Source organism: Streptomyces sp. NL15-2K (genome assembly GCF_030551255.1).
GTDB lineage: Bacteria > Actinomycetota > Actinomycetes > Streptomycetales > Streptomycetaceae > Streptomyces.
This window is the reverse complement of the sequence record NZ_CP130630.1, coordinates 10,947,638-10,973,373: the sequence shown is the minus strand read 5'-3', so window position 1 is coordinate 10,973,373 and position 25,736 is coordinate 10,947,638. Positions and strand designations below refer to the sequence as shown.

The 25,736-nt window shown below is 71.7% G+C and carries 23 protein-coding genes; 6 read left to right on the top strand and 17 right to left on the bottom strand.

Features of this window, described 5'->3' with window-relative positions:
• Positions 1 to 554: 554 nt before the first annotated feature.
• From Q4V64_RS47975 to Q4V64_RS47955, 5 genes are all read right to left on the bottom strand, one after another.
• Entirely contained in the window at positions 555 to 791 is a 237-nt protein-coding gene (locus tag Q4V64_RS47975) for a hypothetical protein (protein ID WP_253267371.1), read from the bottom strand.
• A 266-nt stretch (positions 792 to 1,057) separates the two neighbouring features.
• Complete coding sequence (locus Q4V64_RS47970; RefSeq protein WP_216377696.1) at positions 1,058 to 1,756, bottom strand: nitroreductase; 699 nt, start codon at positions 1,754 to 1,756, stop codon at positions 1,058 to 1,060.
• 271 nt (positions 1,757 to 2,027) lie between these two features.
• On the bottom strand, positions 2,028 to 2,513 hold the full coding sequence (locus Q4V64_RS47965) for an NADP oxidoreductase (RefSeq protein ID WP_253267383.1): 486 nt from the start codon (positions 2,511 to 2,513) through the stop codon (positions 2,028 to 2,030).
• A gap of 364 nt (positions 2,514 to 2,877) precedes the next feature.
• Complete coding sequence (locus tag Q4V64_RS47960; protein ID WP_303714722.1) at positions 2,878 to 3,141, bottom strand: hypothetical protein; 264 nt, start codon at positions 3,139 to 3,141, stop codon at positions 2,878 to 2,880.
• Positions 3,142 to 3,203: 62 nt separating this feature from the next.
• Entirely contained in the window at positions 3,204 to 4,781 is a 1,578-nt protein-coding gene (locus Q4V64_RS47955; RefSeq protein WP_303714720.1) for an IS1182 family transposase, read from the bottom strand.
• A gap of 78 nt (positions 4,782 to 4,859) precedes the next feature.
• On the opposite strand from Q4V64_RS47955, the gene Q4V64_RS47950 reads away from it, so the two are divergent.
• Positions 4,860 to 5,753 (top strand): class I SAM-dependent methyltransferase, encoded by an 894-nt coding sequence (locus Q4V64_RS47950; protein WP_124437521.1) that lies wholly within the window; start codon positions 4,860 to 4,862, stop codon positions 5,751 to 5,753.
• Here the strand turns inward: Q4V64_RS47950 and Q4V64_RS47945 are convergent.
• The 6 genes from Q4V64_RS47945 to Q4V64_RS47920 form a co-directional block, all read right to left on the bottom strand.
• A complete protein-coding gene (locus tag Q4V64_RS47945) occupies positions 5,636 to 6,355 on the bottom strand; it encodes a protein kinase (RefSeq protein WP_172628996.1) in 720 nt (239 codons plus the stop codon). The two genes, Q4V64_RS47950 and Q4V64_RS47945, sit on opposite strands and share 118 nt — an antisense overlap.
• Before the next feature lie 61 nt (positions 6,356 to 6,416).
• On the bottom strand, positions 6,417 to 9,506 hold the full coding sequence (locus tag Q4V64_RS47940) for a WD40 repeat domain-containing serine/threonine-protein kinase (RefSeq protein WP_172628997.1): 3,090 nt from the start codon (positions 9,504 to 9,506) through the stop codon (positions 6,417 to 6,419).
• A 323-nt stretch (positions 9,507 to 9,829) separates the two neighbouring features.
• Entirely contained in the window at positions 9,830 to 10,933 is a 1,104-nt protein-coding gene (locus Q4V64_RS47935; protein WP_124437492.1) for a maleylacetate reductase, read from the bottom strand.
• A complete protein-coding gene (locus Q4V64_RS47930; RefSeq protein WP_124437493.1) occupies positions 10,930 to 11,805 on the bottom strand; it encodes a dioxygenase in 876 nt (291 codons plus the stop codon). The genes Q4V64_RS47935 and Q4V64_RS47930 overlap by 4 nt, the downstream gene beginning before the upstream one ends.
• Positions 11,806 to 12,360: 555 nt before the next feature.
• The gene (locus Q4V64_RS47925) at positions 12,361 to 12,537 is read right to left on the bottom strand and encodes a hypothetical protein (RefSeq protein WP_172628998.1); all 177 of its coding nucleotides are present in this window, start codon (positions 12,535 to 12,537) and stop codon (positions 12,361 to 12,363) included.
• Positions 12,538 to 12,961: 424 nt separating this feature from the next.
• Positions 12,962 to 14,110 carry a LacI family DNA-binding transcriptional regulator gene (locus Q4V64_RS47920; RefSeq protein WP_124437494.1) on the bottom strand — a complete coding sequence of 383 codons (1,149 nt, stop codon included), beginning with the start codon at positions 14,108 to 14,110 and terminating at the stop codon, positions 12,962 to 12,964.
• A 105-nt stretch (positions 14,111 to 14,215) separates the two neighbouring features.
• Here Q4V64_RS47920 and Q4V64_RS47915 point away from each other — a divergent pair, with 105 nt between their 5' ends.
• Positions 14,216 to 15,376, top strand: coding sequence for a Gfo/Idh/MocA family oxidoreductase (locus Q4V64_RS47915; RefSeq protein ID WP_124437495.1), 1,161 nt, complete (start codon positions 14,216 to 14,218; stop codon positions 15,374 to 15,376).
• Between the two features lie 10 nt (positions 15,377 to 15,386).
• Here Q4V64_RS47915 and Q4V64_RS47910 read toward each other — a convergent pair whose 3' ends face one another.
• On the bottom strand, positions 15,387 to 16,412 hold the full coding sequence (locus tag Q4V64_RS47910) for a LacI family DNA-binding transcriptional regulator (protein ID WP_124437496.1): 1,026 nt from the start codon (positions 16,410 to 16,412) through the stop codon (positions 15,387 to 15,389).
• 157 nt (positions 16,413 to 16,569) lie between these two features.
• Here Q4V64_RS47910 and Q4V64_RS47905 point away from each other — a divergent pair, with 157 nt between their 5' ends.
• The 4 genes from Q4V64_RS47905 to Q4V64_RS47890 all read left to right on the top strand — a co-directional run bounded on the left by Q4V64_RS47905 (position 16,570) and on the right by Q4V64_RS47890 (position 20,665).
• Positions 16,570 to 17,733, top strand: coding sequence for a phytanoyl-CoA dioxygenase family protein (locus tag Q4V64_RS47905; protein ID WP_124437497.1), 1,164 nt, complete (start codon positions 16,570 to 16,572; stop codon positions 17,731 to 17,733).
• 15 nt (positions 17,734 to 17,748) lie between these two features.
• Positions 17,749 to 18,525, top strand: a complete 777-nt coding sequence (locus Q4V64_RS47900) for an SDR family oxidoreductase (RefSeq protein ID WP_124437498.1) — start codon at positions 17,749 to 17,751, stop codon at positions 18,523 to 18,525.
• A 113-nt stretch (positions 18,526 to 18,638) separates the two neighbouring features.
• On the top strand, positions 18,639 to 19,643 hold the full coding sequence (locus Q4V64_RS47895) for a Gfo/Idh/MocA family oxidoreductase (RefSeq protein WP_124437499.1): 1,005 nt from the start codon (positions 18,639 to 18,641) through the stop codon (positions 19,641 to 19,643).
• Positions 19,640 to 20,665, top strand: a complete 1,026-nt coding sequence (locus tag Q4V64_RS47890; protein WP_124437500.1) for a Gfo/Idh/MocA family oxidoreductase — start codon at positions 19,640 to 19,642, stop codon at positions 20,663 to 20,665. Before Q4V64_RS47895 ends, Q4V64_RS47890 begins: the two co-directional genes overlap by 4 nt.
• Before the next feature lie 69 nt (positions 20,666 to 20,734).
• On the opposite strand, the gene Q4V64_RS47885 is transcribed toward Q4V64_RS47890, so the two are convergent.
• From Q4V64_RS47885 to Q4V64_RS47865, 5 genes are read right to left on the bottom strand one after another with little or no spacing between them, the layout of a single operon-like run.
• Positions 20,735 to 21,757, bottom strand: a complete 1,023-nt coding sequence (locus Q4V64_RS47885) for a Gfo/Idh/MocA family oxidoreductase (RefSeq protein ID WP_124437501.1) — start codon at positions 21,755 to 21,757, stop codon at positions 20,735 to 20,737.
• A 22-nt stretch (positions 21,758 to 21,779) separates the two neighbouring features.
• Positions 21,780 to 22,682 (bottom strand): sugar phosphate isomerase/epimerase, encoded by a 903-nt coding sequence (locus Q4V64_RS47880; RefSeq protein ID WP_124437502.1) that lies wholly within the window; start codon positions 22,680 to 22,682, stop codon positions 21,780 to 21,782.
• Position 22,683: 1 nt separating this feature from the next.
• Positions 22,684 to 23,601 (bottom strand): ATP-binding cassette domain-containing protein, encoded by a 918-nt coding sequence (locus Q4V64_RS47875; RefSeq protein WP_124437503.1) that lies wholly within the window; start codon positions 23,599 to 23,601, stop codon positions 22,684 to 22,686.
• A gap of 5 nt (positions 23,602 to 23,606) precedes the next feature.
• Positions 23,607 to 24,683, bottom strand: coding sequence for an ABC transporter permease (locus Q4V64_RS47870; protein ID WP_124437504.1), 1,077 nt, complete (start codon positions 24,681 to 24,683; stop codon positions 23,607 to 23,609).
• Complete coding sequence (locus Q4V64_RS47865) at positions 24,683 to 25,702, bottom strand: sugar ABC transporter substrate-binding protein (protein WP_124437505.1); 1,020 nt, start codon at positions 25,700 to 25,702, stop codon at positions 24,683 to 24,685. The genes Q4V64_RS47870 and Q4V64_RS47865 overlap by 1 nt, the downstream gene beginning before the upstream one ends.
• Positions 25,703 to 25,736 lie beyond the last annotated feature (34 nt).

Sequence of the window (25,736 nt, the reverse complement as noted above, 5' to 3'; positions counted from 1 at the left end):
GGCCGGCCGACGCGAGGCAACAGCTCATCACAGCACCGAACCGCTGTGGGCCCGGGTCATGCGAACCGGCGCATCAATCGCGAACCCCCACGTCTTCCCGACCTGGAATCGGTAGGTGTCGTCAGCCCCCTGCCGTCCGCTTGTCAGACAGGGCCGAGGGTGAGGGGGACCCACGGCCACGACAACCGTCCACGCGGCCCACCTTCGACCCGCGGGGGATCCCATGCGTGTCCGTGCGTTCGCCGTCGTCGCGTGGTTCGTTGACAGCCGCCATCACGCGGGCGCCGAAGAGACGATCAAGATCCGGACCATGCCCGGGCCGACGTCTGCCGCGCACCTTCCGTGTCCCGCATCGCCGCTGGTCAGAGACATGCTGACGGCGTACCACCAGCAGACCAAGAACCTTCTGGTGTCGTATTCGCCGAGGAAGCTGGGGTTCTGCCAGAGGCACGAAAAGCAAGGAACGATTTGCGCGGAGCACAGCCAGAACGAGATCCCGGCGTGCCGGAGATCGTAGGGCCGCTTGGCCCGCTTGGAGGCGAGTTCCGTACGGGTCAGGACGTACTTCCGACGAACTGCGGCGGGATGGGCACAGGCGGGGTCGCGGTAGCCGCGCGGCGCTTGAGGGAGTGCGCCTCGTGCACCGAGCCGCCGTCCGTCCACTCTTTGCCTGCGGTGACGACACCACCCGAAAGGTCAAGCATCCCCCGCTCGGACGGAGGGATGGGCGGCGGGCCGCGGGAGGCGGCGCGTTGCTTGCCCTGCAGGTTGACCGGCTGGATCTTGCCCATGTCGGCGAACCGCTCGCCGGTGACGTCGAGCAGCCAGGCGCCCTTCTCCCAGCTGCCCCACAGTGCCTGGACGATCTGGATGACCTCGTGGGCACGCTCGCACTTCTCCGTGCGCGGCGGGATCGTCGCGCCGGGAGGATGCCTCCGTTTACCTTCTCCGAGAAGGTGGAGGGATCCTCCAGATTGTCAAAAGCCGCGGGCGCCGGGCCCGAGCCGGTCGAGTGGCGGCCCGGCCCAGGCGTCGGATGGCCCTGCGGGCGGAAGAACTACGGCCTGTCGAGGACTCCCGGGGTGTCATGCAGGACCACGCTCCGCTGCAGCGGAACCCGCTCCGTGCGGAGCGTGTTCACCGGTGCCGTCGGGTCAGCCATGCCGAAGGAGATGCCGAACAGCAGCTTGAGCTCCGCGGGGACACCCAGGAACTCGCGGACGGTGTCGGCGTAGACGCCGAGTATGGTCTGCGGGATGCCGGCCAGCCCCCGGGCCGCCAGCGAGAGCAGGAAGTTCTGCGCGTACATGCCGATGTCGCCGGCCGTACGCACCCCGTCGCCGAGTGCCGGCATGAACAGGAAGGCGGCATGGGGAGCGCCGTAGAACTCCAGGTTCTCGCGGACCGCCGCCCTCCTGCCGTCCCGGTCCGAGCGCTCGACGCCCAGGGCCCGGTAGACACTCGCGCCCAGCGTCTGTGACCGCTCGAGGTAGAGGCCTTCGCCGTAGCCATCGGTGAAATACGGGGATGTCCGTCCCTCCTCCTCGGCGCGGAGCAGTTCCTTGCCCAGGGTGTCTCGTGCCGCACCCGAGACGACGTGCACCGTCCACGGCTGGGTGTTGCTGTTCGAAGGGGCCGTCTGCGCGTCTTCCAGCACGCCGCGGATGTCCGCGGGGGACAGGGCGGTGGGCAGGAACCGTCGGGGGGAGCGTCGGGCGAGTGCGATGTCGGTGAAGGGTGATGCGGTGCCGGGCAAGGTGGTTCCTCTCCATGGCGCGCAGTCACCGCCACGGCGGCCGCGGCGCAGTACGGCAGGCCGTGCAAGGAGGCAGCCGGCGTAAGGGCCGGGTGCAGGATGTGCCTTGCGGGTACCGGCAGGCATGCGGATGCTCGCGGGCAGTGGCGTGCCGAGACTGCAGGTCGCAGCGCGGGGGACTGTGCGCTCTTCGTGTTCGTCTTGTGTGTTCGTGGCGTGCCGACGCGGCCGCCCTCGCGCCGTTACGTGCACGAGAGCCGCGTCGGGTGACTCAGCGGTGGGCGGCGCGGTTCATCTCGACGACGTCCTCCAGGGTGGCCGTGGCCGGGAGGGTGGCCAAGCGTTCTGGGACGCTGTCGCGGATGGCCGCGTCCTTGACGCGGTCGGCCGCGGCCAGGGCCGCCGGCAGCTCGTCGAGGGTCAGTTCGGTGCAGTAGGCGGGGCTGTTCGGCTGCTGGCGCCAGGAGTCGGCCAGCGTGCCGGCGTCGTAGGCGTCGAAGCCGGTGTCGTCCACCAGGCTCATGGCCACCTTCCGCGCCTCCTCGAAGTCGCCGGCGACGGGGATGGCTAGGCGGCCGGGCGTTCCGGCCGGAACACCCTTGGTCCGCTGGGTTTCGGCCAGCGCGGCGTTCCACGCCTTGACCACGGGGCGGCCGAGCAGCTCGGCGGTGTACACGCTCTCCACCTGGCCGTTGTCCACCGCCTCGATCGGCTCGCTGAGCATGCCGGGGTAGTAGTTCGAGGTGTCGATGACCACCGTCTCGTCAGAAACCGCCGGTCGACCCCCTCCTCCGTGAGCTGGGTGACGTAGGCGTGGCGAGCGGAGTGGACGGTCAGCTCCTTCGGGAGCTTCAGGGCGTCGCGGTAGGCGACGAGCCGTGCGTTGATCTCCGCCGGCTTGACCCGGCCGCCCGGCTCGGTCACCCACAACGCGGGGTACTCGCAGCCGAACCGCGGCCGGACGTTCTCCACGTAGTCGGCGACCGCCAGCTTCGACTTCGACCACGCCCGGTTCACATTCGCCCGGCGCCGCACATGCACGTGCGCGCCCTCCACCTCACAACCCAACGCCCCCGAGTCCGGCTGCAGATGGCAGTCGCTGCGGCGCAGACCCAAGCCGGTCAGCGGGTACGGCGCGGTGGCTGGGCCGGTCGGGCGGCTGGTGCATAACGGGCCGGGCGAGGTGAGGGCGCGGTGGTGGCGTATCGGCGGGCCGCTGCGCGGACGAGTGTTTGCTGGTCTTCGATGGGCAGTGTCTCGATGCGGGCCAGGCACTGGGCGTTGGAGGGGCCGAAGAGCGGGCCGGCGGGTAGGCCGGCGGCTTGGACGATCTGGGCGGCTGCCTCGGCTTCGACGAGGATGCCGTACTGGTCGGAATCGATCATCTAGAAGATCACTGAAAATCTTGTTGAGGGCTGTCCGGCCGTGGGCCGGGCGGCCCTTTTCGCTATGTGGTGGCCGGGGTGAGGTGCCAGGTGGTGCCGGTCCGGGTGAGTCCGAGGTTGATCAGTCGGCGGAGGTTGAGGGCGGCGGCGCGGTGGTGCAGCCAGAGGTTGTTGGCGATGACGCCGCGGTGCGGGACGCGTCGGTTGCCCTTGGCGACCAGCCAGGCGATGGCGCGTTCGACCGGGGGCCGCCATCTGCGGTATTCGGCCTGCCAGGCCGGGTCGGCGGCGTCTCGGCGGGCGGCGGTCAGCAGTTCATGCTGGGGGTGGATGTTGAGGGTGCGTCCGGTCTTGGATGTGGTGCAGCGCTCGCGCAGGGGGCAGCCGACGCAGAGGCGTTTGAACTGGGCGGTGCGGGCCCCGTCGGCTTTGATCTGGCCGAAGTTGGCGGTTCGTCCGGCTGGGCAGGTCGCGGTGCCGGCGGCTGGGTCGATGCGGAAGTCGTCGATGGTGAAGCCGCCGGGGATCACCTGCCGCAGCGGCGGTGGCTTGATGACCAGGGTGTGGCCCGCGGCCTGCAACTGTTCGCGCAGCTCGCCGGTGCCGTAGGCGGAGTCGCCGAGCACGGTTAACTCGCCGTCCTCCCCGTCCAGCAGATCACGGGCAACGGCCGCTTCGTGGTTGCCGGGACCATAGCCGCCGGTGACAGCGACGGCGGTGAACAGCCCGCTCTCCGGCTCGAAGGAGACGTGTCCTTTGAATCCGTCCTGGTGGCGGGTGCGGTTTTTGTGGATGTGCCGGGCGTCGGGATCGACGGTGGACACCGTCCGGTCGGGCGCGGTGCGCCGGGCGATGCGCCAGCGGCCATCGCGTCCGTCGGAGTCCTCGGCCGGTTCCACATCCTGCCCGGCGACCAGGGCCAGCAGGCCCATCGCGTTCGCGGCCTTCTCGCCCAGCTCACGATCGGGCAGGCGCCCGAGCAGGTTGAGGGCGTCGGTGACCAGCGCATCCACCAGCGCAGCGCGCGCCTGCTCGTCGTTCCAGGCGATCTTCGGTTTGCCCGGGTCGGTGTAGTCGTGCGCGCGGCAGTGCTCCGCGGCGGCCTCCTGGGCTCCAGGGACATCACGGATCACCCGGCGGATCGCGGAGACGATCTGGGTGACGGTGTCCTGGGTGGCCACCGCGTCATCGAGGACGGTGGAGTCCACAGCACGCCGCTGCTTGCCCTTGAGCACCCCGGTCGCGGCCACGACCTCCTTGACCTTGGTGAAAATCCGCATCGGCTCGGCCGAGTGGCGCAGCCGGCGCCTGAAGTACGTCAGCAGCGACGGATCGAACGCCATGTCGTACAAGCCCAGCCCACAGGCCGCTTTCCACCGCAGATCACACCGCAGTTCCTGGACCGTCTCGAAGTCCGACAGCCCCTGCAGGCTCTGCAGCACCACGGTGGCGGCCAGGACCTGCGGCGGCAGACTCGGACGGCCGTTGGACGACGGGTACATGTCCGCGAACATCGACGGCGGGAACAGTGCCTCCCGGTGCTCGGCCAGAAACGCAAATACGCTCCCGGCCGGGATCAACTCCCGGCAGGTCTCCCACACATCCGGCCCGACCATCTCCCCGGCCCATTCCCCCTGCATGCCTACAAGACTGACCCCGGCCCTACCGGGCCGGGGCCAGAACCCGCAACATTTTCAGTGATCTTCTAGGCTGGCGCGGTGACTGGTGAGCAGGAGCGGGTGCAGCCGTCCGGAGTGTGGGCCACGGCGGTGGGGGTGGCCAGGGTGCGGGCGCTGGAGACCGAGCGGGAGAACGCGCTGTTCCGCGATCCACTGGCACAGGCCTTCGCCACCGCCGGCGGCCTGTGGCCCTCCTCGCCGCCGCTGCCCGATGACGAGGCCGCGCAACGCCGCCGGCTGGCCGTGTCGTTCTCCATCGTCATCAGGACGAAGTTCCTCGACGACCTGTTGCAGCAGGCCTCCGCGTCCGGGGTCCGGCAGGTCGTGCTGCTCGGCGCCGGCATGGACAGCCGGGCCTTCCGGATGGACTGGCCCGAGGGCACCCGGCTGTTCGAGGTCGACACCGCCGCTCCACTGGACTTCAAGGCTTCGGTGCTGCGCCAGGAGCGGGCCGTCGCACGCTGCGAGCGGATCACCGTCGCGGTGGATCTGCGTGAGGACTGGCCAGGCGCGCTGGCCGCCGCAGGGCACGACCCGGCCGTGCCGACCGCGTGGATCGCCGAAGGACTGCTGATCTATCTGCCCGAGGACGCGGTGGAGCTGCTGCTGGCCCGGATCAGTGCGCAGTCGGCGGCAGGCAGTCGGATGGGGCTGACATTGGGCTCGCGCGGTGTGATCGAGCGCTTCGGCGCGGACGCAGCGCCGGGATCGGCGGCGTCCATGTGGGTCTCGGAGATGCCCGACGACCCGGTGGGCTGGCTGGCCGGGCACGGCTGGCAGGCCGACAGCCACACCCTGCGCGAGCGCGCTGCCGCCTACGGCCGCCCGATCAGCACCCCGCCGCAGCGCGAGGAGTGGCCCGGCGGACTGATCTCGTGCTGGAACTCCTCCGCATGCGCTCCCAGGTCGAGCGCGGAACGGGGTCGGCTGTAGCTGCGGGGGGCGGCAGGCCCCGTCAGGAGATCCCACCGGCGCACGGTCTTGTCGAAGCCGCTGGACAGGGCGGTCCGGCCGTCCGGAGCCACCGTCACCGAGTTGACCGTGCTGCCCGCGCAGGCCCGAAGGCCCCACGCCATCTGGATCGCCACTTCCAGGATCTCCGGCAGCCCGACCAGCCGCCCCGCTGCCAGTGCCTGGGCGACGGTGCCGCCCTCGACGAACTCGGCGAAGAGCCGCGGCACCCCGCCCAGCTCCCGGACGTAGTGGCAGGTGCACAGATGCGGATGCGGCGGCAGGCCCACCCAGACCTCGGCCTCGTCCACGAACGCCGTGATCCCGGACGCGGACGCCCACAGCTCGGGCCGCGGGCTTTTCACGGCGAGGTCCTCGTTCCGGCCACGGTGACGAATCCGGTGGACCACGCCCATACCACCGGCGCCGAGTTGCTCACCGATGCGGTAGGTCCCGAGCACGGTCTCGCCGGTGCGCCGCACGACCCCGTCGTCGGTCTCGGCATACGGCTCCGGCGGCGTCCCGTCCCGGAGCGGCGGCGCGTCCGCTCCGCGGGCGGCCGACGCGGCGCGCCGGTTCCGCATCCTGGATAACAGACCGTCTCCGCGTGTCATCGGCTTCCCCACCTCGCTCTCCCCGCAACGCTCAGTGGGAGAACGTGTAGTCCCAGTCCAGGGCCCACAGCACGACGGTGCCGTCTCTGCTGCCCGAGAGGGCATGACAGGCGTCCGAGGTGACCGTCGTCGCGCAGACCTCGTCGCCGTGCACGGTGATCAGGCGGCGGCACTCCCCCGAGCCCAGGTCCCACCAGCGAAGTGTGCCGTCCAGGCCCGCGGACAGTGCGTGGCCGCCGTCGGAGGTCACCGCGGCGGCTGCCACCGATCCCACGTGCCCGTTCAGTTCGGTCAGGGTCCGCCCGTGCTCCAACCGCACCCACTGCATGTTGCCGCAGTCCTCACCGGCCAGCGCGTGGCGGCCGTCCGGGGCCACCGCCACGGCGTCCACCGAACATCCATGGCTGGGGAAGGACTTCAGGCACGCGCCGGAGTTCACGTCCCACCACCGCATGGTGGCGTCGGCGCTGCCCGACACGGCGTGGCGCCCGTCGGGCGTCAGCGCCAGAGACGTGACGGTGCCGGTGTGGCCGGTCAGCACGCTCACGCACTCGCCCGTGGCCAGATCCCACCAGCGGAGCGTGTGATCGGCCCCCGCGGACAGGACGTGGCCGCCGTCGGAGGTGAGCGCTGCCGAGGTGACCGCGTCGGCGTGGCCGGACAGCGTCCTCAGGCACTCCCCCGTGTTGAGGTCCCACCAGCGCAGCGTGTGATCGGCACTGCCGGACAACGCCCTGCGCCCGTCGGACGTCAGGGCCAGCGAGGTGACGGCGTCGGTGTGACCGGACAGTTCCCGCGGGCACTCGCCGGTGGTCAGATCCCACCAGCGCACCGCGTTGTCCCAGCCGGCGGTCACCGCGTGCGCTCCGTCGGGGGCGAGCGCCAGCGAGGTGATGCCGGACGGGACGTCGAGCGTCCGGACCGGCCGGATGTCGAGGAACGCGGTCCGCCGACCACGCCGGCCGGCCTGCGCCCACAGCCGCAGCAGCTCGGGGTCGCGAGCATGGCCCGGCACGGCTCGCGCCTGCCGCAGCCGCTCGGCCGCGCCGGTGACCTGCCCGCTCCTCAGCAGGTCCCGCGCTTCGTCCAATCGGGACCGGAACTCACGTGCCCTGGTCGCCAGTTCGGCCGCGTCGCCGGGGCGGCTGGGGATCCACGGAGCTGGTGACCGCTCCGTGAGGCTCCAGGCGCGCACCTTGCGGTCCGAAGCGCTGGAGAACACCCGGCGCCCGTCCGGTGTCACCGTGACCCCAAGGACCAGGTAGTCATGGCGGATCGTGCGCAGGCAACGGCCGGTGGTCAGGTCCCAGCACCGCACCGTGCGGTCCAGGCCCCCCGACACGCCGATACGGCCGTCGGGCGTCACCGCCACCGAACAGACCGTCCCGGCGTGCTCGGTGAAGGTGCGCAGGCAGTCGCCCTTCTCCAGATCCCACCACCGCACCTCACTGTCCTTGCTCACGGACAGGGCATACCGGCCGTCGGAGGTCATCGCCACCGAGCGGACCGCGTCGGTGTGGCCGGGGAGGGTGCGCGCCTGGCGGCGGCGCAGGTCCCACCACCGCAGCAGGCCCTTGTTTCCGCCCGCCATCGCATACCTGCCGTCCGGCGTCGACGCCACCGCGAGGACGGCGACTTCGTCGGTGAACGTGGCCAGACACCGGCCGTCGCGCAGGTCCCAGCGGCGGACCGTGCCGTCCGCCGACCCCGAGAGCGCGTATCGGCCGTCCGGTGTCACCGCCACCCCGCGCACGGCCCGGGTGTGGCCGGTCAGCGTGCGCAGACAGCGACGGGCGGCCAGGTCCCACCACCGCACCGTGCCGTCTTCCGACCCGGAGAGGGCGTGCCGGCCGTCGGGGGTCAGCACGACGCTCCACATGGGCCCGGTGTGGCCGGTGAGGGTGGCCAGATGTCGGCCCGCGTGTACGTCCCACCAGCGCAGTGCACCGTCCTCCGAGCCCCACAGGGCGTGCCCGCCGTCCGGCGTCACCGCCACCGACCAGATCCAGCCGGGGTCGGACCTGGCGGACAACGTCGTATCGTGACCCGCCTCCGCGCCGGCGGCCGCGGCCTCCAGGGCGGAGGCGATCTCCGGGTCCTCGGGCGCGAGCCGGGCGGCCTCCGTCAGCCGTGCGACGGAGGCCGCGGCATCCCCGCGTTCCAGGTGCGCCAGCCCCGACAGGTACGGGATACGCGCCTCCGGCGCACCGCTCGCCGCGTCGGCCTGTCCCACCGCCTCCAGGCGGCGCATCAACTCGTCGTCGGTGATACGGCCGGAGCGCCAGTGCCTCACGCCCAGGTTGAAGGTCGCGTCCGCGTGGCGGGGGTCGTCCCGCAGTGCCTGTTCCCAACAGGCTTCGGCTCGCTCCTCCTCATCCAGCGCGAGCAGGGACAACGCCTTGTTGTTCCACCCGTCCGCGCGAGGAACGGCCGAAGGCGGGCCTTGCCGGGGATACGGACGGCCCAGTTCCTGCTCGTACAGCGCGGCCAGGCGTTCCGCCACGACGCCCATGCCGGCGGGCCGTACGGCCGGATCGGGGTCGAGACACGCACGCAGCAGCGCCACCACGGCCCCGGGCGGCGTCGGCCGGCCGGGCAGCGGCTCCTGTCGGACCGCCGCCTCCAGGTCCCGCCCCCCGGTGAACATCTCCACCAGCAGCGCGGACCATTGCCCCATGTCGTCCGCCGGCTCCCGCCGCGGCGATCCGAAGCCGGCGAGCTTCGCGGTGCCGTCGGCGGCGAACACCACCGCCGACGCCCGCACGTCCCCGTGCACGCGACCCGCCCCGTGCAGGGCTTCCAGGCCCCAGGCCGTCTGCACGGCCACATCGAGGATCTCCTCGACCGCCGTGAAGCGGCCCCCGCGCAGCGCCTCGGCGAGGTCTCCGCCCGGCGCGTACTCGGCGAAGAGGCGCGGCCGCCCGTCCAGGGCGTGGACGAAGTGGCATCCGAGCAGGTGCGGATGCGGGGGCACCTCCAGCCAGGCCCGGGCCTCGTCGAGCAGCGCCTCGTCCCCCGCCGAGCCCTTGCGCGGCACGCTCGGCGGGCTCTTCATGGCGAGCTCCCGCCGCCATCCCCGGTGAAACACGCGGTGCCACTCCCCGGTGGCGTCGGTGCTCATGAGCTCACCGACCTCATACGCCTGCGCCACGACCGATCCGGGGTCGCGGACGGCTCGTCCCGCCTCCGTCCCCCACCCGTCCGCGGCCCCGGCCCCCGCCCCATCCCCGTCCCTGGATCGGCTCCGCCTCAGCCGGAAGAACGACCAATCCCGCGTCACTCCAGGCCCCTCCCACGGATGCGCCATCTCGTCACACCGGTCACCCTGCCATCCGGGGTCCGGGAAGGGTCCCGCCGTTCGCGCTGCCACCCCAAGGAGGCCAAGCCGGGCGAGTAATAAGGGGAGTCGGGCGGCAGCCGTCTGCTTCCCGACGACCGACTTGCCTACTGCGCGGTCCCGGACACGCCCGCCCCCGGTGCTTCGCCGGCGTACGCCGCCCGCAGCAGGGCGAGCACGTCGTCCGCCGTCACCGAGCGGGGGTTGGCGAACACCTCGCCGACGGTCCGGGCCGCCGCCTCCGCCAAGTCGGGTCGGCTCAGGCCGAGTTCGGCGAGAGAGCGGGGTGCGCCGAGCCGGCCGGCCAGTTCCCACAGGGCCCGTGGGGCGTCCTCGGCGTCGAGGGCGCGGGCGACGGCGGCGGCCGCGTCCGGGGCGGCGGGCGCGTTGTACGCCAGCGCGTACGGCAGCACCACCGTGTGCGTCTCGGAGTGCGGCAGGCCGAAGGTGCCGCCGAGCACGTGGCACAGCTTGTGGTGCAGGCCCATCGTCGTGGCTTCCAGGCAGGAGCCGCACAGCCAGGCTCCGTACAGGGCCCGGCCGCGGGCCTGGAGGGACTCGGGGTCGTCGGCCACCTCGGGCAGCGCCCGCGCCATCGCCCGTACGCCCTCCTCGGCCATCAGCGCGATCAGGGGCGAGGTGTCGGGGGCGTACAGCGCCTCGACGGCGTGTGCGATCGCGTTGACGCCGCTGGTCACGGAGAGCGGCACGGGGAGGGAGAGGGTGAGTTCGGGGTCGTAGACGACACTGCGCGGCAGGACGGTCGGATCGCGTCCGGTGCGTTTGACGCCGTGCTCGGTCAGGCCCCACACGGAGGTCGCCTCCGAGCCGGAGTACGTGGTGGGTACGGCGATCAGCGGCAGGCCGGTGCGCAGGGCGATCGCCTTGCCGAGGCCGATCGCCGAGCCGCCGCCGACCGCGACGCACCCGTCGGCGCCCGCCGCGCGGGCCACTTCCACGGCCCGGTCGGCGACCTCCACGGGCACGTGCATGCGGGCCCCGGCGTGCAGGCCGGCGCACGCCGGGCCCAGCGAGTCCGCGACCGCCCGCGCGGTGTCCGCGCCCTGGCTGCCGCACACCACCAGCAGCCGCCGCAGGCCGAGCCGTTCGGCCTCGCCCGCGGTCGCGGAGGTGGCGGCGCCGGGCCGGAGGACGACCCGCGTCGGCCGGGTCTCGTAGGAGAAGTCGAGGAAGTTCTTCACATCCTTCATGATCGCTCCAGTACGAGGTCGACGTGTGCGTGCCGGAAGGGGTTGGCGACGCCCCACTCCTGCGCCAGGACAGGGTCGTCGGTCTCGGCGAAGTCCCGTACGAGGCTGTCCTTCACGGCGAAGACCGCGTCCGAGTCGAGGTAGTCACCGCCCGCGACGAAGATGTGCGTGGTCACCGGCGCGTGGCCGGCGGCCGAGGCGATGAAGTGGATGTGGGCGGGCCGGTAGGGGTGGCGTCCGGTGGCCGCGAGGAGCTCGCCCACGGGGCCGTCGGTGGGGATCGGATACGGGCTCGGCACGCAGGTGCGGAATCGGAAGCGGCCTTCCGGGTCCGCGGTGAACAGGCCGCGGCCGTTGCCGGGGGGCTGGACGTCGGGGCGCTGGACGTCGTAGAAGCCGTGCCGGTCGGCCTGCCAGACGTCGACGGTGGCGCCGGGCAGCGGGGTGCCGTCCTGGGACAGGACCCGGCCGCTGACCACGCACGGTTCGCCGTCGCCCACCAGGTCGATGGTCGCGCCGAGTTCGCGGGCCGGGGACGCGGTCATGTGGAACGGGCCGAGGACGGTCGACTCGGTGGCACCGGGGACCTGGTGGCCGTTGATCTCCTCGACGAGCATCGACAGTCCGAGCACGTCCGACAGGAGGATGAACTCCTGCCGGGTGTCCGTGCAGGCCTGTCCGGTCGCCGTCAGGAAACCGATCGCCCGCTCCCATTCCTCCCGGGTCAGCCGGGTCTCGCGGGCGAAGGCGTGCAGATGGCGGATCAGTGCGGTCAGCAGGTCGCGCAGGCGCGGGTCGGCGGTGCCGCTCAGACTGCGCAGCGCCTCGTCCGTGACCGTGCTGTCGGTGGCGTCGGTGGCGTGGCTGATCATGCGCGCTCCTTCCCCGGTACACCGGTCAGCCGAACCGGGCGGCAGACGTACGGCGTCGGCCCCGAGGCCGGTCGCGAACTCGCGCGTCGTGGCCCGGACAGCCTCTGCCGAGCGGGGCGTCGCCGATAGGACACGAACCTGGGCGGGTCGGCCGTCGTCGCCCGTCTCCCGGCGAACCGCCCGCGACCGGGCGGGCCCGGACCTCGGGCCGAGTGGCGTGGGTGTGGCCGTGCCGGTGGTCGCCGACGCCCGTCTCCCGTACCGGATCCGAGACGTCGTCCGGCAGCCCGCGGTCGGCGAAGAGAGGTCGTTCCACATCGCCCGTCCCGCGTACCCCGAACAGGCACTCCCAGGCGTCGTGGTCCCGACCGGGCACGGACGGCCGACGGGATCGGACACGACCTGCCTGCCGCATGCCTCTCGACCGCACCGTCGATGTCCGTTCCCAGGCGGACGCCCCTGGTGGGACAGACGCCGCCCGGGCCATGGTGATCAACGGCCACGTTTCGGTGAGCGGCGCCCTCGCACCTCGGCCAAGGCCAAGGCCAACGACGCTCAGCGCCGGACCCCGACGTGCCCGCGGGGCCGGGTGCGGGCGGACTCGTTGGTCGCCAGGTGCGGGCGGGCCCGCTTGAGCGCCGGGTGCGGACGGGCCCGCGTGAGCGCGGGGTGCGGGCGTCCCCACACGGCCGTCAGATACGGGGGTTCCGCCTGACCGCCGGGTGCGAACATCCCGGGATAACCGCCAGGTGCAGGTGCCCCCATGCGGCCGTCAGGTACGGGGGTTCCGCCTGACCGCCGGGTGCGGACGTCCCGCATAACCGCCAGGGGCGGACGCGCCCACGTGACCACCGGGCGCGGACGTCCCCACACGGCTGTCAGGTACGAGGCGGCCCCGCACGACCACCGGGCGCGGACGCGCCCACATAACCGCCAGGGGCGGACGTCAGGCCCGGGCATAACCGCCAGGGGCGGACGTCAGGCCCGGGCGCACGGCGGGGAGTCTGCCGGTCCACACGGCCGTCAGATACGGGGGTCCCCGCACGACCGCCGGGTGCGGGGACCCCCGCGCGGCCGTCGGGAGCGGGCGGGCCCGTGACCGCCGGGTACGGGCGTCCCCGCACAGCCGCCAGGCGCGGGCGTCCCCCCACGGCCGTCAAGTACGGGGCGGCCCCGCACGACCACCGGGCGCGGGCGCGCCCACCTGACCGCCCGGTGCGGGCATCCCCGCACGACCGCCTGCGGGCATCCCCGCCCGACCGCCGTGCGCACCGGCTGGATCCCGCCCGGGTCTGCCGTCTCCATCCCCGCGCGGCGCCCCCGTCGTCCCCCGGATCTCCAGGGTCGGCATGGCGAGTTCGACTCGGCCCTCTCCCCCGTGTCCCGCGAAGCGGTCGAGGAGGCGGCGGGCGGCGCGGCGGCCGACCTCGTGGCCGGCGTTGTCGACGGTGGTGAGCCACAGGTGGCGCAGCCGGGAGATGCTCGTGTTGTCGTATCCCGTGACGGACAGGTCGTGGGGGACGCGCAGGCCCAGCTCCTCGGCGGCCGACAGCGCGCCGACGGCGGCGATGTCGTTGACGGCGACCAGGGCGGTGGGCCGTTCGGGGCGGCTCAGCAGCCGGACTGCGGTGCGAAAGCCGCCCTCCTCCGTCATGTCGGTGGGTTCGACGAGCGCCCGGTCCGCGAGGCCGTGGGCGCGCATGGCCGCCTCGAAGCTGTGCCGGCGCAGGTCGCCGACGGCTCCGTACCCCGCGAGGTGCGCGATCCGGCTGTGCCCGAGGCCGATCAGGTGCTCGGTGACCAGCCGCGCCCCCTTCTCGTCGTCGCCCGCGACGACGTCCACGCCGGGCGGCACCGCCTCGCGGGCGCCCGCGACCACGACCGGTATGCGTGCGGCGACCGCGCCGAGGGCGGCGGGGTCGGGCAGGGTGCCGACCACGACCAGTCCGTCGACCTGGAGGTCCAGGAAGGGCCGGGCGAGGTCCTGGCCGGTGCGGCGGTTGAGGCGGGCGTCGCCCAGCAGCATGTGCAGGCCGTGCTCGTGCAGCGGCGGGTTCAGGCCGTCGAGCAGGTCGACGAACCACGGGTTGCGCAGGTCGTTCAGGAGCACGCCGACGGTGCGGGTGCGCTGCTCGCTGAGGCTGCGCGCGGCAGCGTTGGGCCGGTAGCCGAGTTCCCGCACAGCCCTCAGTACGGCCTCCCGCTTCTCCGGCCGTACCTGGTCGGAGCCGCGCAGCACCAGCGAGACCAGCGACTTGGAGACACCGGCCCGCTCGGCCACGTCCCGGATCGTCGGCTGCCTCATGGATGGACCGTTCCATGAGTTCCGCGGGCCTGTCAAAGGGTTGACACCTGGCATGATGCCGCTCAGGGTGGCTTGGACAAGGAATGGACCGGTCCAAGGGAGCTCATGGTGGATGCGCTGGGTGTCGCCGTCGTCGGTTTCGGCTGGATGGGGCGGGTGCACACCCAGGCGTACGCCCGGGTCCCGCACCACTATCCGAAGCTCCCGCTGCGGCCGAAGCTCGTCACCGTCGCCGAGGAGGTGCCCGGACGGGCCGAGGAGGCCGCCGCGCAGTTCGGCTTCGCCTCGACGACCCGCGACTGGCGCGAGGTGGCGGCCGACCCACGCGTGCGGGCGGTCAGCATCACCGCTCCGAACTTCCTGCACCGCGAGATCGGCGTCGCGATGGCCGAGGCCGGCAAGCACATCTGGATCGAGAAGCCGGTCGGGCTGACCCTGGCGGACGCCCGGGCGGTCGCCGACGCGGTCGCCAAGGCCGGCGTCCAGAGCGCCGTCGGCTTCAACTACCGCAACGCGCCCGCCGTCGAGACGGCCCGCGAGCTGATCGCCTCCGGCGACCTGGGCGCGGTCACGCACGTCCGGATCCGGCTGTTCAGCGACTACGCGGCGCATCCTGAGGGCGCCCTGACCTGGCGGTACGAGCGGGAGCGCGGCGGCAGCGGCGTGCTGGGCGACCTCGCCTCGCACGGCGCGGACCTGGCCCGGTACCTGCTCGGCGACATCGCGTCCCTGACCGCCGACACCGCGATCTTCCTGCCGGAGCGGGCCCGCCCCACCGGCGCCACGGCCGGCCACAGCCGCGCCTTTGGCGGCGAACTCGGCCCCGTCGAGAACGAGGACTACGTCAACTGTCTGCTGCGCTTCGCCTCCGGCGCGCGCGGCGTCCTGGAGGCCTGCCGGGTCTCGGTGGGCGAGCAGAACAACTACGGCTTCGAGGTGCACGGCACCAAGGGGGCGGTGTTCTGGGACTTCCGCCGGATGAACGAGCTGCGCGTCAGCCGGGGCACGACGTACCAGGACCAGCCGGTCAGCACGGTGTACGTCGGTCCTGGCGACGGCGAGTTCGGGGCCTTCCAGCCGGGCGCGGCGAACGCCATGGGCTACGACGACCTGAAGGTCGTCGAGGCATACCGCTTCCTGCGCTCGATCGCCGAGGGCGAGCCCCAGGGGGCCACCCTCGCGGACGCCGTGCACAGTGCCGCCGTACTGGAGGCGATGGTGCGGTCCACCGAGAGCGGCGCCTGGGTCGAGGTCTCAGAGGCGTAGGCATGCGGTGTCACAAGGGCGTAGGCATGTTGTAGGGCGTCACGACCTGGATCGCGGAGGGCAGCGTGGGTCCCGCGGGCGGCAGGGCGCCGTGGGCGCGCATCACGATGTGGCAGGCCTCGCGCATGTCCTGGCGCAGGTCGTGGTGGAGCACGGCGGACAGGCGGTGCTCGCGCAGCAGCCGGGTGTTGTCGTGGTCGAGGTCGTGGGCGACGAAGACCGCGCACTCCCGCCCGGCGTCCTCGAAGGCGCGCAGGGTGGCGATGTTGCCGCCGCCGATCGAGTAGACCGCGCGGATGTCCGGGTCACGCTTCAGCGCGGCCCGGACGAGGTCGTACTGGGTGGCGTCCAGGCCCTGGCCCTCGGCGATCTCGACGAGCGTGCGATCGGGGTGCCGGGCGCGCATGGCGCTGCGGAAGCCCATCTCGCGCTCCTCCTCGTTGCGGAAGAAGCCGCTGCTGAGGCTGGTGAGCACATTGCCGGGGCGTTCGCCCAGCCACTGGCCCATGAGGTACGCGGCGGTCGCGCCCGCCGCCCGGTTGTCGATGCCGACGTAGGCGAGCCGTGCGGTGGAGGGCAGGTCGGTCACCAGGGTCACCACGGGGATGCCCGCCTCGGCGAGCCGGTCGACGGCGGCCGTGACCTCGGGGACGTCCGGGGCCTTGAGGACCACGCCCTGCGAGCCGCGCCGGGCTATCCGGTCCAGCGTCCTGGTCAGCTCCTGGACCGGACCGGTCTCCCGGAAGTGGAAGCGCGAGCGCACGACGGCCGGGTGCAGGGCCGGAAGTTCGGCCTCCAGGGCGGCGCGGACGGCGGTGGAGAACCGTTCCGGCGTCTGCATCACGATGTCGATCATGAAGGTGCGGCCGACCAGCCGGACCTGGGTGCGCTGCCGGTCCAGGTCGGCGATGGCCTGGTGGACCTCCCGGGCGGTGCTCTCGCGCACCCCGCCCCGGCCGTTGAGGACCCGGTCGACGGTGGCCTCGCTCAGGCCCGCCTGACGTGCGATCTCCCGGATCGGGTAGGGATGGCCCACAGCAGGCTCCTTGAGGGGTTTTTGATGGCTCGCTGCTGGTTGTTCGAGGGGTTTGTGCTGACAAGAATGGCAGAGCCGTGTCGCTCCCCGTGACCGCAAGCGCGTCGCTCCCTGTGACCGAGAGCGTGTCGCTCCCCGTGACCGAAAGAGGACGAGGATGTCCCTCACCGCCGCCCAGCACCGTGCCTGGCTGACCGAGCAGGACTGCGACCTCGGCGTCCTCCGCTCGCTCGTCGAGCGCACGACGGACATCACCGCCTACCCGCACGCCTCGACGGTCGAGAGCAACATCCTCGTCTACGACAGCGAGCGGCTCCGCGCGGCCGGAGCGGGCCGTGACGTGCGGGCCGAACTGGTCCGCGCGCTCACCGACGGACCCGGCATCGCGGTCTTCCGGGGCGCCTTCCCGGAAGCGGCGGTCGACCGGCTCACCGGCGTCTTCGAGGCCCTGATGGGCGAGCAGCGTGCCTCGGGCGCGGACGCCGGTGACCACTTCGCCACCCCGGGCGCGAACGACCGGGTGTGGAACGCGCTGGAGAAGGCGGCCCTCTACGACCCCGAGGTGTTCGCCGACTACTACGCGAGCGATGTACTGGCTCTGGTCTCGGCCGCCTGGCTGGGGCCCGGCTACCAGGTGACCTCGCAGGTCAACGTGGTCAACCCGGGCGGCGCCGCGCAGACCGCGCACCGCGACTACCACCTGGGGTTCCTCTCCAACGAGGCGGCGGCCGCCTATCCGGCGCACGTGCACCGCCTCTCCCCCGTGCTCACGCTCCAGGGCGCGGTGGCGCACTGCGACATGCCCGTCGAGTCGGGCCCGACGCTCTACCTGCCGTACTCACAGACGTACGAGCCCGGCTACCTGGCCTGGCGGCTGCCGGAGTTCCAGGCGTACTTCAAGGCGCACCACGTCCAGCTCCCGCTGGCGAAGGGTGATGCCGTCTTCTTCAACCCGGCTGTGTTCCACGCGGCCGGCACCAACCGCACGCTGGACGTGCGGCGCGTCGCCAATCTGCTCCAGGTGTCCTCGGCGTTCGGGCGAGCCATGGAGACGGTGGACCGGGAGGCGGTGGCGAACGCGGTCTTCCCGGTGCTGCGCAGGCGCCGGGCCGAGGGCGTCGGCGAGGAGTGGCTGGAGCATGTGATCGCCGCGAGCGCCGAGGGCTACCCGTTCCCCACCAACCTCGACAGTGACCCGCCGGTGGACGGCCTGGCCCCGCCCTCACAGGCGGACGTCGTACGGCGGGCGCTGCACGAGGACTGGACCCCGCGGGCTCTGCGGGACGAACTGCGGGCCGCCACCGTACGGCGCGAGAGCTGAAAGGGCTTGCAACTCATGGGACTTCTCGACGACAAGGTCGTCCTCGTCAACGGCGGCAGCCAGGGTGTGGGCGCGGCGATCGCCCGGGCCGCGGTCCGCGAGGGGGCGCGGGTCGCCGTCACCGGGCGGCGCCCGGAGCCGGGCGAGGCGCTCGTGGCCGAGCTGGCCGCGTCCGGCGGCAAGGCGATGTTCGTTCAGGCCGACCTGGCGGACGCCGAGCAGGCCAAGGCCTCCGTGGCCGAGGTGGTCGACGCCTACGGCCGGATCGACTGCCTGGTCAACTCGGCGGGCCTCACCTCCCGGGGCACGCTGCTCGACACCACGCCCGAGCTGTTCGACCAGCACATCGCGATCAACCTCAAGGCGCCGTTCTTCGCCATGCAGGCCGCCGTCGCGGACATGGTGGCGCGGAAGGAGCCGGGCACGGTCGTCAACATCATCACGTCCTCGGCGCACGGCGGGCAGTCGTTCCTGGCCCCGTACGTCGCCGCCAAGGCCGGGCTCGTCGGCCTGACCCGCAACGCGGCGCACGCGCACCGCTTCGACCGGGTCCGCATCAACGGCCTGAACATCGGCTGGACCGCGACCGAGGGCGAGGACGCGACGCAGAAGGCCTTCCACGGCGCGGGGGACGACTGGCGTGAGCAGGCGGCCGCCCGGCTGCCGATGGGCAAGCTGGGCCAGCCGGACGAGATCGCCGACTTCGTCGTCTTTCTGCTGTCGGACCGGTCCGGCGTGGTCACCGGTTCGGTGATCGACTGGGACCAGAACGTCCTGGGCGGGTTGGACTGAGCTCAGCAATACAAGCCCGTCCGGCGCTTGAGGACGAGCCCGAAGGGCGATCGGGGTCTGGGGCGCAGCCCCAGCAACGGACAGCAACCACACACAGGAAAGCAGCGGAGCTCATGCGTATCGGAATCCTCGGCCTCGGCCGCATCGGCGCCTTCCACGCCGAGACCCTCTCCGGACTCGACGCGGTCGAGTCGCTCGTGCTCACCGACCCGTTCGCGGACGCCGCCAAGACCGCCGCGGAGCGGTTCGGCGGCGAGGTCGTGGACTCGCCCGAGGCCCTGCTGGCCGCCGGGGTGGACGGCATCGTGGTCGCGGCGGCGACGGACGCCCACCCCGGGCTGATCCTTGCCGGGGTCGAGGCGGGCATCCCCGTCTTCTGTGAGAAGCCCGTCGCCAAGACCATGACCGAGGGTGTGGAGGTGCTCAAGGCCGTCGAGGGCAGGGGCGTGCCGATCCAGATCGGCTACAACCGCCGCTTCGACGCCGGTTTCGTCGCCGCCCGGGCCGCCGTGCGGAGCGGTGAGCTGGGCAAGCTGCACACCGTACGGTCGACCACGCTGGACCCGGCGCCGCCGCCGGCCGCGTACATCGCCGCGTCCGGGGGCATCTTCCGGGACTGCTCGGTGCACGACTTCGACATCATCCGCTGGGTGACCGGCCGCGAGGTGACCGAGGTGTACGCCGTCGGCGGCAACCGCGGCGCGGAGTACATCAAGGAGGCGGGCGACGCCGACACCACCGGCGCGCTCCTCACCCTCGACGACGGCACCATCGCGGTGATCTCCAACTCCCGCCACAACGCCCGGGGTTACGACGTCCGTATGGAGATCCACGGCTTCACGGACTCCATCGCCGTCGGTCTGGAGGACAAGCTGCCGCTGCGCTCCGTGGAGCCCGGGGTGACCTTCCCGGCGGGCACCCCGCACGACTTCTTCATGGACCGCTTCACCGAGGCCTACCGCGCCGAACTCACCGCGTTCACCGAGGTCGTGGCCGGCACCCGGCCCTCCCCGTGCACGATCGAGGACGCCCTGGAGGCGGGCTGGATCGCGGACGCGTGCACACTGTCGCTTCAGGAGCACCGCCCCGTGACGATCCAGGAGGTACGGCAGGCATGAGCGAACCGGACCGGGAACCGCTGCGCATAGGAATACTGGGCGCGGCACGCATCACCGAACGCGCCCTCGTGGACCCGGCCCGGGCGGGCGGCCATCGCCTCGTCGCGGTGGCCGCCCGCGACCGGTCCCGCGCCGAGGCCTTCGCGGCGGCGCACGGCGTGGAGCGGGTGGCCGCCAGTTACGCCGATCTGCTCGCCGATCCCGAGGTCGAGGCCGTCTACAACCCGCTCGCCAACGGCCTGCACGGGCCGTGGAACCTCGCCGCGCTCGCGGCGGGCAAGCACGTCCTGTCGGAGAAGCCGTCGGCGAGCAACGCCGAGGAGGCCGCCGAGGTGCGGGAGGCGGCCGCGAAGGCGGGCACCGTCTTCATGGAGGGCTTCCACTACCTCTTCCACCCCGTCACCCGGCGCCTGCACGAGATTGCGGCCTCGGGCGAACTCGGGGAGTTGCGGCGGATGGAGGCCCTGGTGGCGATTCCCGCGCCTGAGGACTCCGACCCGCGCTGGTCGCTGCCGCTGGCCGGCGGCGCCCTGATGGATCTCGGCTGCTACAGCTTGCACGCGGTGCGGATGCTCGCGCCGTGGGCGGGCGGCGCACCGCGGCTCGTCTCCGCGCGGGGCGGGGAGCGGGCGGGGGCGCCGGGGCTCGACGAATGGCTGGACGCCGAGCTGGCGTTCCCGGACGGGGCAACCGGTTCCGCGCGCTGTCACATGGCGTACGGCGAACTGGAGATGAGCTGCCGGATCATCGGCTCCCGGGGTGAGGCGAGCGCGCCGAACTTCGTGCTGCCGCAGCTGGACGACCGGGTCGTGGTGCGTACGGAGGAGCAGGGTGAGCGGACGGAGCGGCTCGGTACGCGGTCGTCGTACACCTACCAGTTGGAGGCGTTCGCGGACCGGGTGCGCGGAGGCAGCCCGCTGCCGCTGGACGCGGACGACGCGCTGGCGACGATGTCGCTGATCGACGACAGCTACCGCGCGGCCGGGTTCGAGCCGCGACCGCGCACGACACTCGCGGGCTGACGGGCGGGCATGAAGAGAGGGCCGGGTGCCATCCCCCGGCCCTCGGCACTGTCGCCTGACTGATGTCCGTCAAGCTCCATACAGTGCGGGCTTGTCGACCAGCTCCACCGCCACCCGCCCGCCGTCCTCCAGCGCCCGCACTCCCGCCTCGCACACGGCCGCCGCGGCGTAGCCGTCCCACACGCTCGGGCCGGTGACCTCGCCGGCGCGGGTGGCGTCGACCCAGGCCTGGACCTCGCGGTCGTAGGCGTCGGCGAAGCGCTCGGTGAAGTCCTGGGCGATGGTGCCGCCCCAGCGGCCGGCCATGTTGGTGACCAGGGCGTGGCCGTCGCCGATGCGGGCGGTGCCGCGTTCGCAGACCACCTCGGCCTGGACCTGGTAGCCGAAGCCGCAGTTGACGAAGATCTCCACGTCGACGACCGCGCCGCCGTCCGTCTCGAAGATGACGAACTGCGGGTCCTGCAAGGCGTCCGGCGCGTTCGCGGACGCTCTCGGGCGCAGCACGGTGACGGCCGTGATCTCCTGGCCGAGCAGCCATCGGGTCACGTCCGTCTCGTGCGCCACGGAGTCGCTGATGAGCATGTCGCTGGTGAAGAAGGGCGGGCTGGCCACGTTGCGGTGCCGGTTGTGCACCATCAGCGGCCTGCCCAACTGGCCTGTCTCCAGGAGGGACTTGAGCTTGACGTACTCGGCGTCGTAGCGCCGCATGAAGCCGACCTGCACGCGCCGCCGGCCCAGCTTCCGCTCGGCCTCCAGCACCCGCAGCGCGGAGGCCGCGTCGGGGGTGAGCGGCTTCTCGCACAGCACCGGCAGGTCGTGCTCGAAGGCCGCCAGCAGGGTGGCCTCGTGGGCCGGGCCCGGGGAAGCGACCAGGAGGGCGTCGACGTCGGCCGCCGCCATCGCGGCGGCCGGGTCGGTGTAGGCGGTGCAGCCGTCGACGCGGGCCGCGACCTGTTTGGCGCGTTCCGCGTCGACGTCCACGACGGCGGCCACCCGGGCTCCGCTGGTGACCTGATGGATACGGCGCACGTGGTCGGCGCCCATTCTTCCGGTACCGATGACTGCGACTCCCAGGGTGGCGCGCTCAGTCATGGCCGTCCGTCCTTTCGGGTCGTCAGGCGCCGCAGGACCTCAGGAACTTGCGGGTGCGCACCGCGATCGGCAGCGGCTTGTCCGGCTCGCAGGGGTACATGTCCTGCTCGACGATCGCGAACAGGTCCACACCGAGCTTCTGGGCCGCGACCAGCACCGGCTCCAGTTCCGGTACGCCGGACGGCGGTTCGCACATCACTCCGCGCTGCACGGCGGGGCCGAACGGCACCTCGTTCTTGACGACGTCGGCGAGGATCTCCGGGTCGACCTGCTTGAGGTGCAGATAGCCGATGCGTTCGCCGTACGTCTCGATGAGCTTGACGCTGTCCCCGCCGCAGTAGGCGTAGTGCCCGGTGTCCAGGCACAGGTTGACCAGGTCGGAGTCGGTCGAGTCGAGGAAGCGCTCGACGTGGTCCTCGGTGTCGATGTGGGTGTCGGCGTGCGGGTGCACGACGATGTCGAGGCCGTACGCCTCCTTCACCTCGTGCCCGAGCCGCTCCATGCCCTTGGTCAGGTGGGCCCACTGCTCGCCGGTGAGCTCCGGCGGCTCCAGGATCTCGGCGGTCTTGTCGTCCCGCCAGAAGGAGGGGATCACCACCAGGTGCCGCGCGCCCATGGCCTGGGTGAGCGCGGCGACCTGGCTGACGTGCTCCCAGGTGGACTCCCAGACCGAGGGGCCGCGGTGCAGGCCGGTGAAGACCGTGCCCGCGGAGACCTTCAGGTTCCGCCTGGTCACCTCGTCGGTGAGCCGGGCCGGGTCCGTCGGCAGGTAGCCGTACGGGCCCAGCTCGATCCAGGGGTAGCCGGCCTCGGTGACCTCGTCCAGGAAGCGTTCCCAGGGCACCTGCCGCGGGTCGTCGGGGAACCAGACGCCCCACGAGTCGGGAGCCGACCCGACCCGGATGCGGTCCAGCGCAGGGGTCATCTCAGGACTTCCCTTCGCCGGTGCTCGCCGCGGGCACGGTGAGGTCTTCCGCTTCGGGGAGTTCCTCGACGTCCACGCCCCGGACCTGTGCCAGCTCGTGCTTGAGGGCGGCGAGTTCGGTGCCGCCGGCCATGTGGTTGGTCAGCTCCTCCAGCGTGATCTGGTCACGGGCGGCGGACAGCTCCATCGTGCCCAGGCGCAGCACGCTGAAGTGGTCGCCGACCATGTAGGCGTGGTGGGGGTTGTGGGTGATGAAGATGACCCCGAGACCGCGCTCGCGGGCGGCGGCGATGTACTTCAGCACCACGCCCGACTGCTTCACGCCCAGGGCGGCGGTCGGCTCGTCCAGGATCAGCACCCGGGCGCCGAAGTACACCGCGCGGGCGATCGCCACACACTGGCGCTGGCCGCCCGACAGGGTGCCGATCGGCTGCTCCATGTCATCGAGGACGATGCCCATGTTGCGCAGCTCTTCGTCCGCGGTCTTCTTCATCCAGTCGATGTCCAGGCGGCGCACCGGCCAGGGGCCCTTGGTCTTCTCCGAGCCGAGGAAGAAGTTGCGCCACACCGGCATCAGCGGCACGACCGCCAGGTCCTGGTAGACGGTGGCGATGCCCTTGTCGAGGGCCTCACGCGGGGTGGAGAAACGCACCGGTTCGCCGTCGACGAGGAAGTCGCCCTCGGTGTGCTGGTGCAACCCCGAGATGATCTTGATCAGGGTCGACTTGCCGGCGCCGTTGTCGCCGAGCACGCAGCTGACCTGATTGGCGAAGACCTTCAGGTCCACACCGTGCAGGGCACGGATGTTGCCGTACGACTTGCCCGTTCCACGCAGCTCGACGATCGCCGCATCCTTGTCGGCCACGGGTGCGTCGTCCGCGAGGACGGCGCCATGGGTGCCGGTTTCCTTGCTTGTCATTCCAGTCACCTCCGGGTCGCCGTGCGCCGGACCCATTGATTGATGAGGACGGCGCCGAGGAGCATCACGCCGAGGAAGGCCTTGAACCAGTCCGGGTTCCAGCCGGCGTAGACGATGCCCTGCTGCACCAGGCCGAACATGAACGCGCCGAAGACCGGGCCGATCGCCGAGCCGGCGCCGCCGGTCAGCAGACAGCCGCCGATCACCGCCGCCGAGATGTAGATCAGCTCGATACCGACGCCTTCGCCGGACTGCACGGTGTTGAAGGAGAACAGCTGGTGCATGCCGACGAACCAGGCGCCGACGCCGACCAGCATGAACAGGGAGATCTTGGTGAAGGCCACCGGCACACCGACGGCGCGGGCGCTGTCCTTGTTGCCGCCGACGGCGAAGATCCAGTTGCCGTACTTGGTGCGCAGCAGCACCCAGGTCGCCAGGGCGGCGAAGACCAGCCAGTAGAAGACCGTGATCTTCACCTGGACACCGCCGATGTCGAACGACGAGGCGAAGATGTTCTGCGCCTGGGCGAAGCCGTCCATGTCGCTGATGTCGTCGGTGGCCACGTTGCCCGTGACCAGCTTGGTCACGGCCAGGTTCACGCCCTGCAAGGTCAGGAACATACCCAGGGTGATCAGGAAGCTCGGCAGCCCGGTTTTCACGACCAGCCACCCGTTGAGGAAACCGACCGCCAGCGACACGATCAGCGCGACGAGCACACCGATCCACACGTTCATGGTCAGCTGATAGCTGATCATGCTCGCGGTGAGCGCCGAGGTGATCACCCCGACACCGGCGGACAGGTCGAACTCCCCGCCGATCATCAGCAGCGCCACGGGAATGGTCACGATCCCGAGCGTCGACGACTGGTAGAGGATGTTGGCCATCGAGCTGCCGTCACGTACCGGCGGCGCCGAGATCAGGAAGAAGATGTACACCGCGACGGCACCGAGGAAGACACCCACCTCGGGCCGGGCGAGCAACCTCAGCGCCAGGGAGCGTTGTGAGGTGCGGCCGTCGGTTTCCTTCGGTTCGGGAGCCGGCGGCGTGTCAACCGCCGGCGCAGCCTGCTGGGTCATACTCATCACCGAGTGCCCTTCGCGGCGAACTTGGCCACCGCGTCGACATTGGACTTGTCGACGAAGGCCGGGCCGGTCAGCACCGGCTGCTCACCACCGCCGCTGTAGTTGCCGTTGTTCTTGTACAGCCAGAGGGAGTCGATCGCCAGGTAGCCCTGGAGGTAGGGCTGCTGGTCGACGGCGAACTGGATCGTGCCCTGCTCGATGGCGCTGGTCAGGTCCTTGTTGAGGTCGAAGGTCGCGACCTTGGCCTTGCTGCCGGCGTCGGACAGCGACTGCACCGCCGTCAGCGCGAAGGGGGCGCCGAGGGTGACGACGTAGTCGATGGACTTGTCCTGGCTGAGCTTGGCGGTGATCGTCGACTTCACGGACGGCATGTCCTTGCCGTCGACGAAGAGCGTCTGCAGCTTGCCCGAGAAGGTCTTCTTCACGCCGTCGCAGCGCTGGGTGAGGCCGATGTTGCCCTGCTCCTGGATGACACAGACGGCGTTCTTGGCGCCGGACTCGTTCAGCCGCTTGCCCAGGGCCTCGCCCGCCACGGTCTCGTCCTGCCCGAAGAACTCCATGAGGCCGAGCTTCTGCCAGTCGCTCACACCGGAGTTGAGGCCGACCACGGGTATGTTCGCGGACTTCGCCTTGGCCACGACGCCCTTCAGGGCGTCCGGCTTGGCCAGCGTGATCGCGATGCCGTCGACCTTCTGGTCGATCGCGTTCTGCACCAGGTTGGCCTGGTTGCCCGCGTTCGGGTCGGCGGAGTAGATGAGCTTGATGTTGTCCTTGGCGGCGGCGGCCTCCGCGCCCTTGCGAACGATGTCCCAGAAGGTGTCACCGGGCGACTGGTGAGTGACCAGGGCGACGGTCATCCGGGGGGTGGTGGCCTTGCCTGCGGAGGCTCCCGCTTCCCCCTCCTCGGATTTCTTGCCGCCGGAGCTGCTGGAGCAGCCTGCGAGGGTCAGGGCCGCTGCCGCGGCCAGAGCCACAACCGGGGCGACTCCGCGGGAGTGGAAGCGAGAAGAGCGGTCCATTCTGTTCCTGCACCTCACTGTGCGACGTGAAATC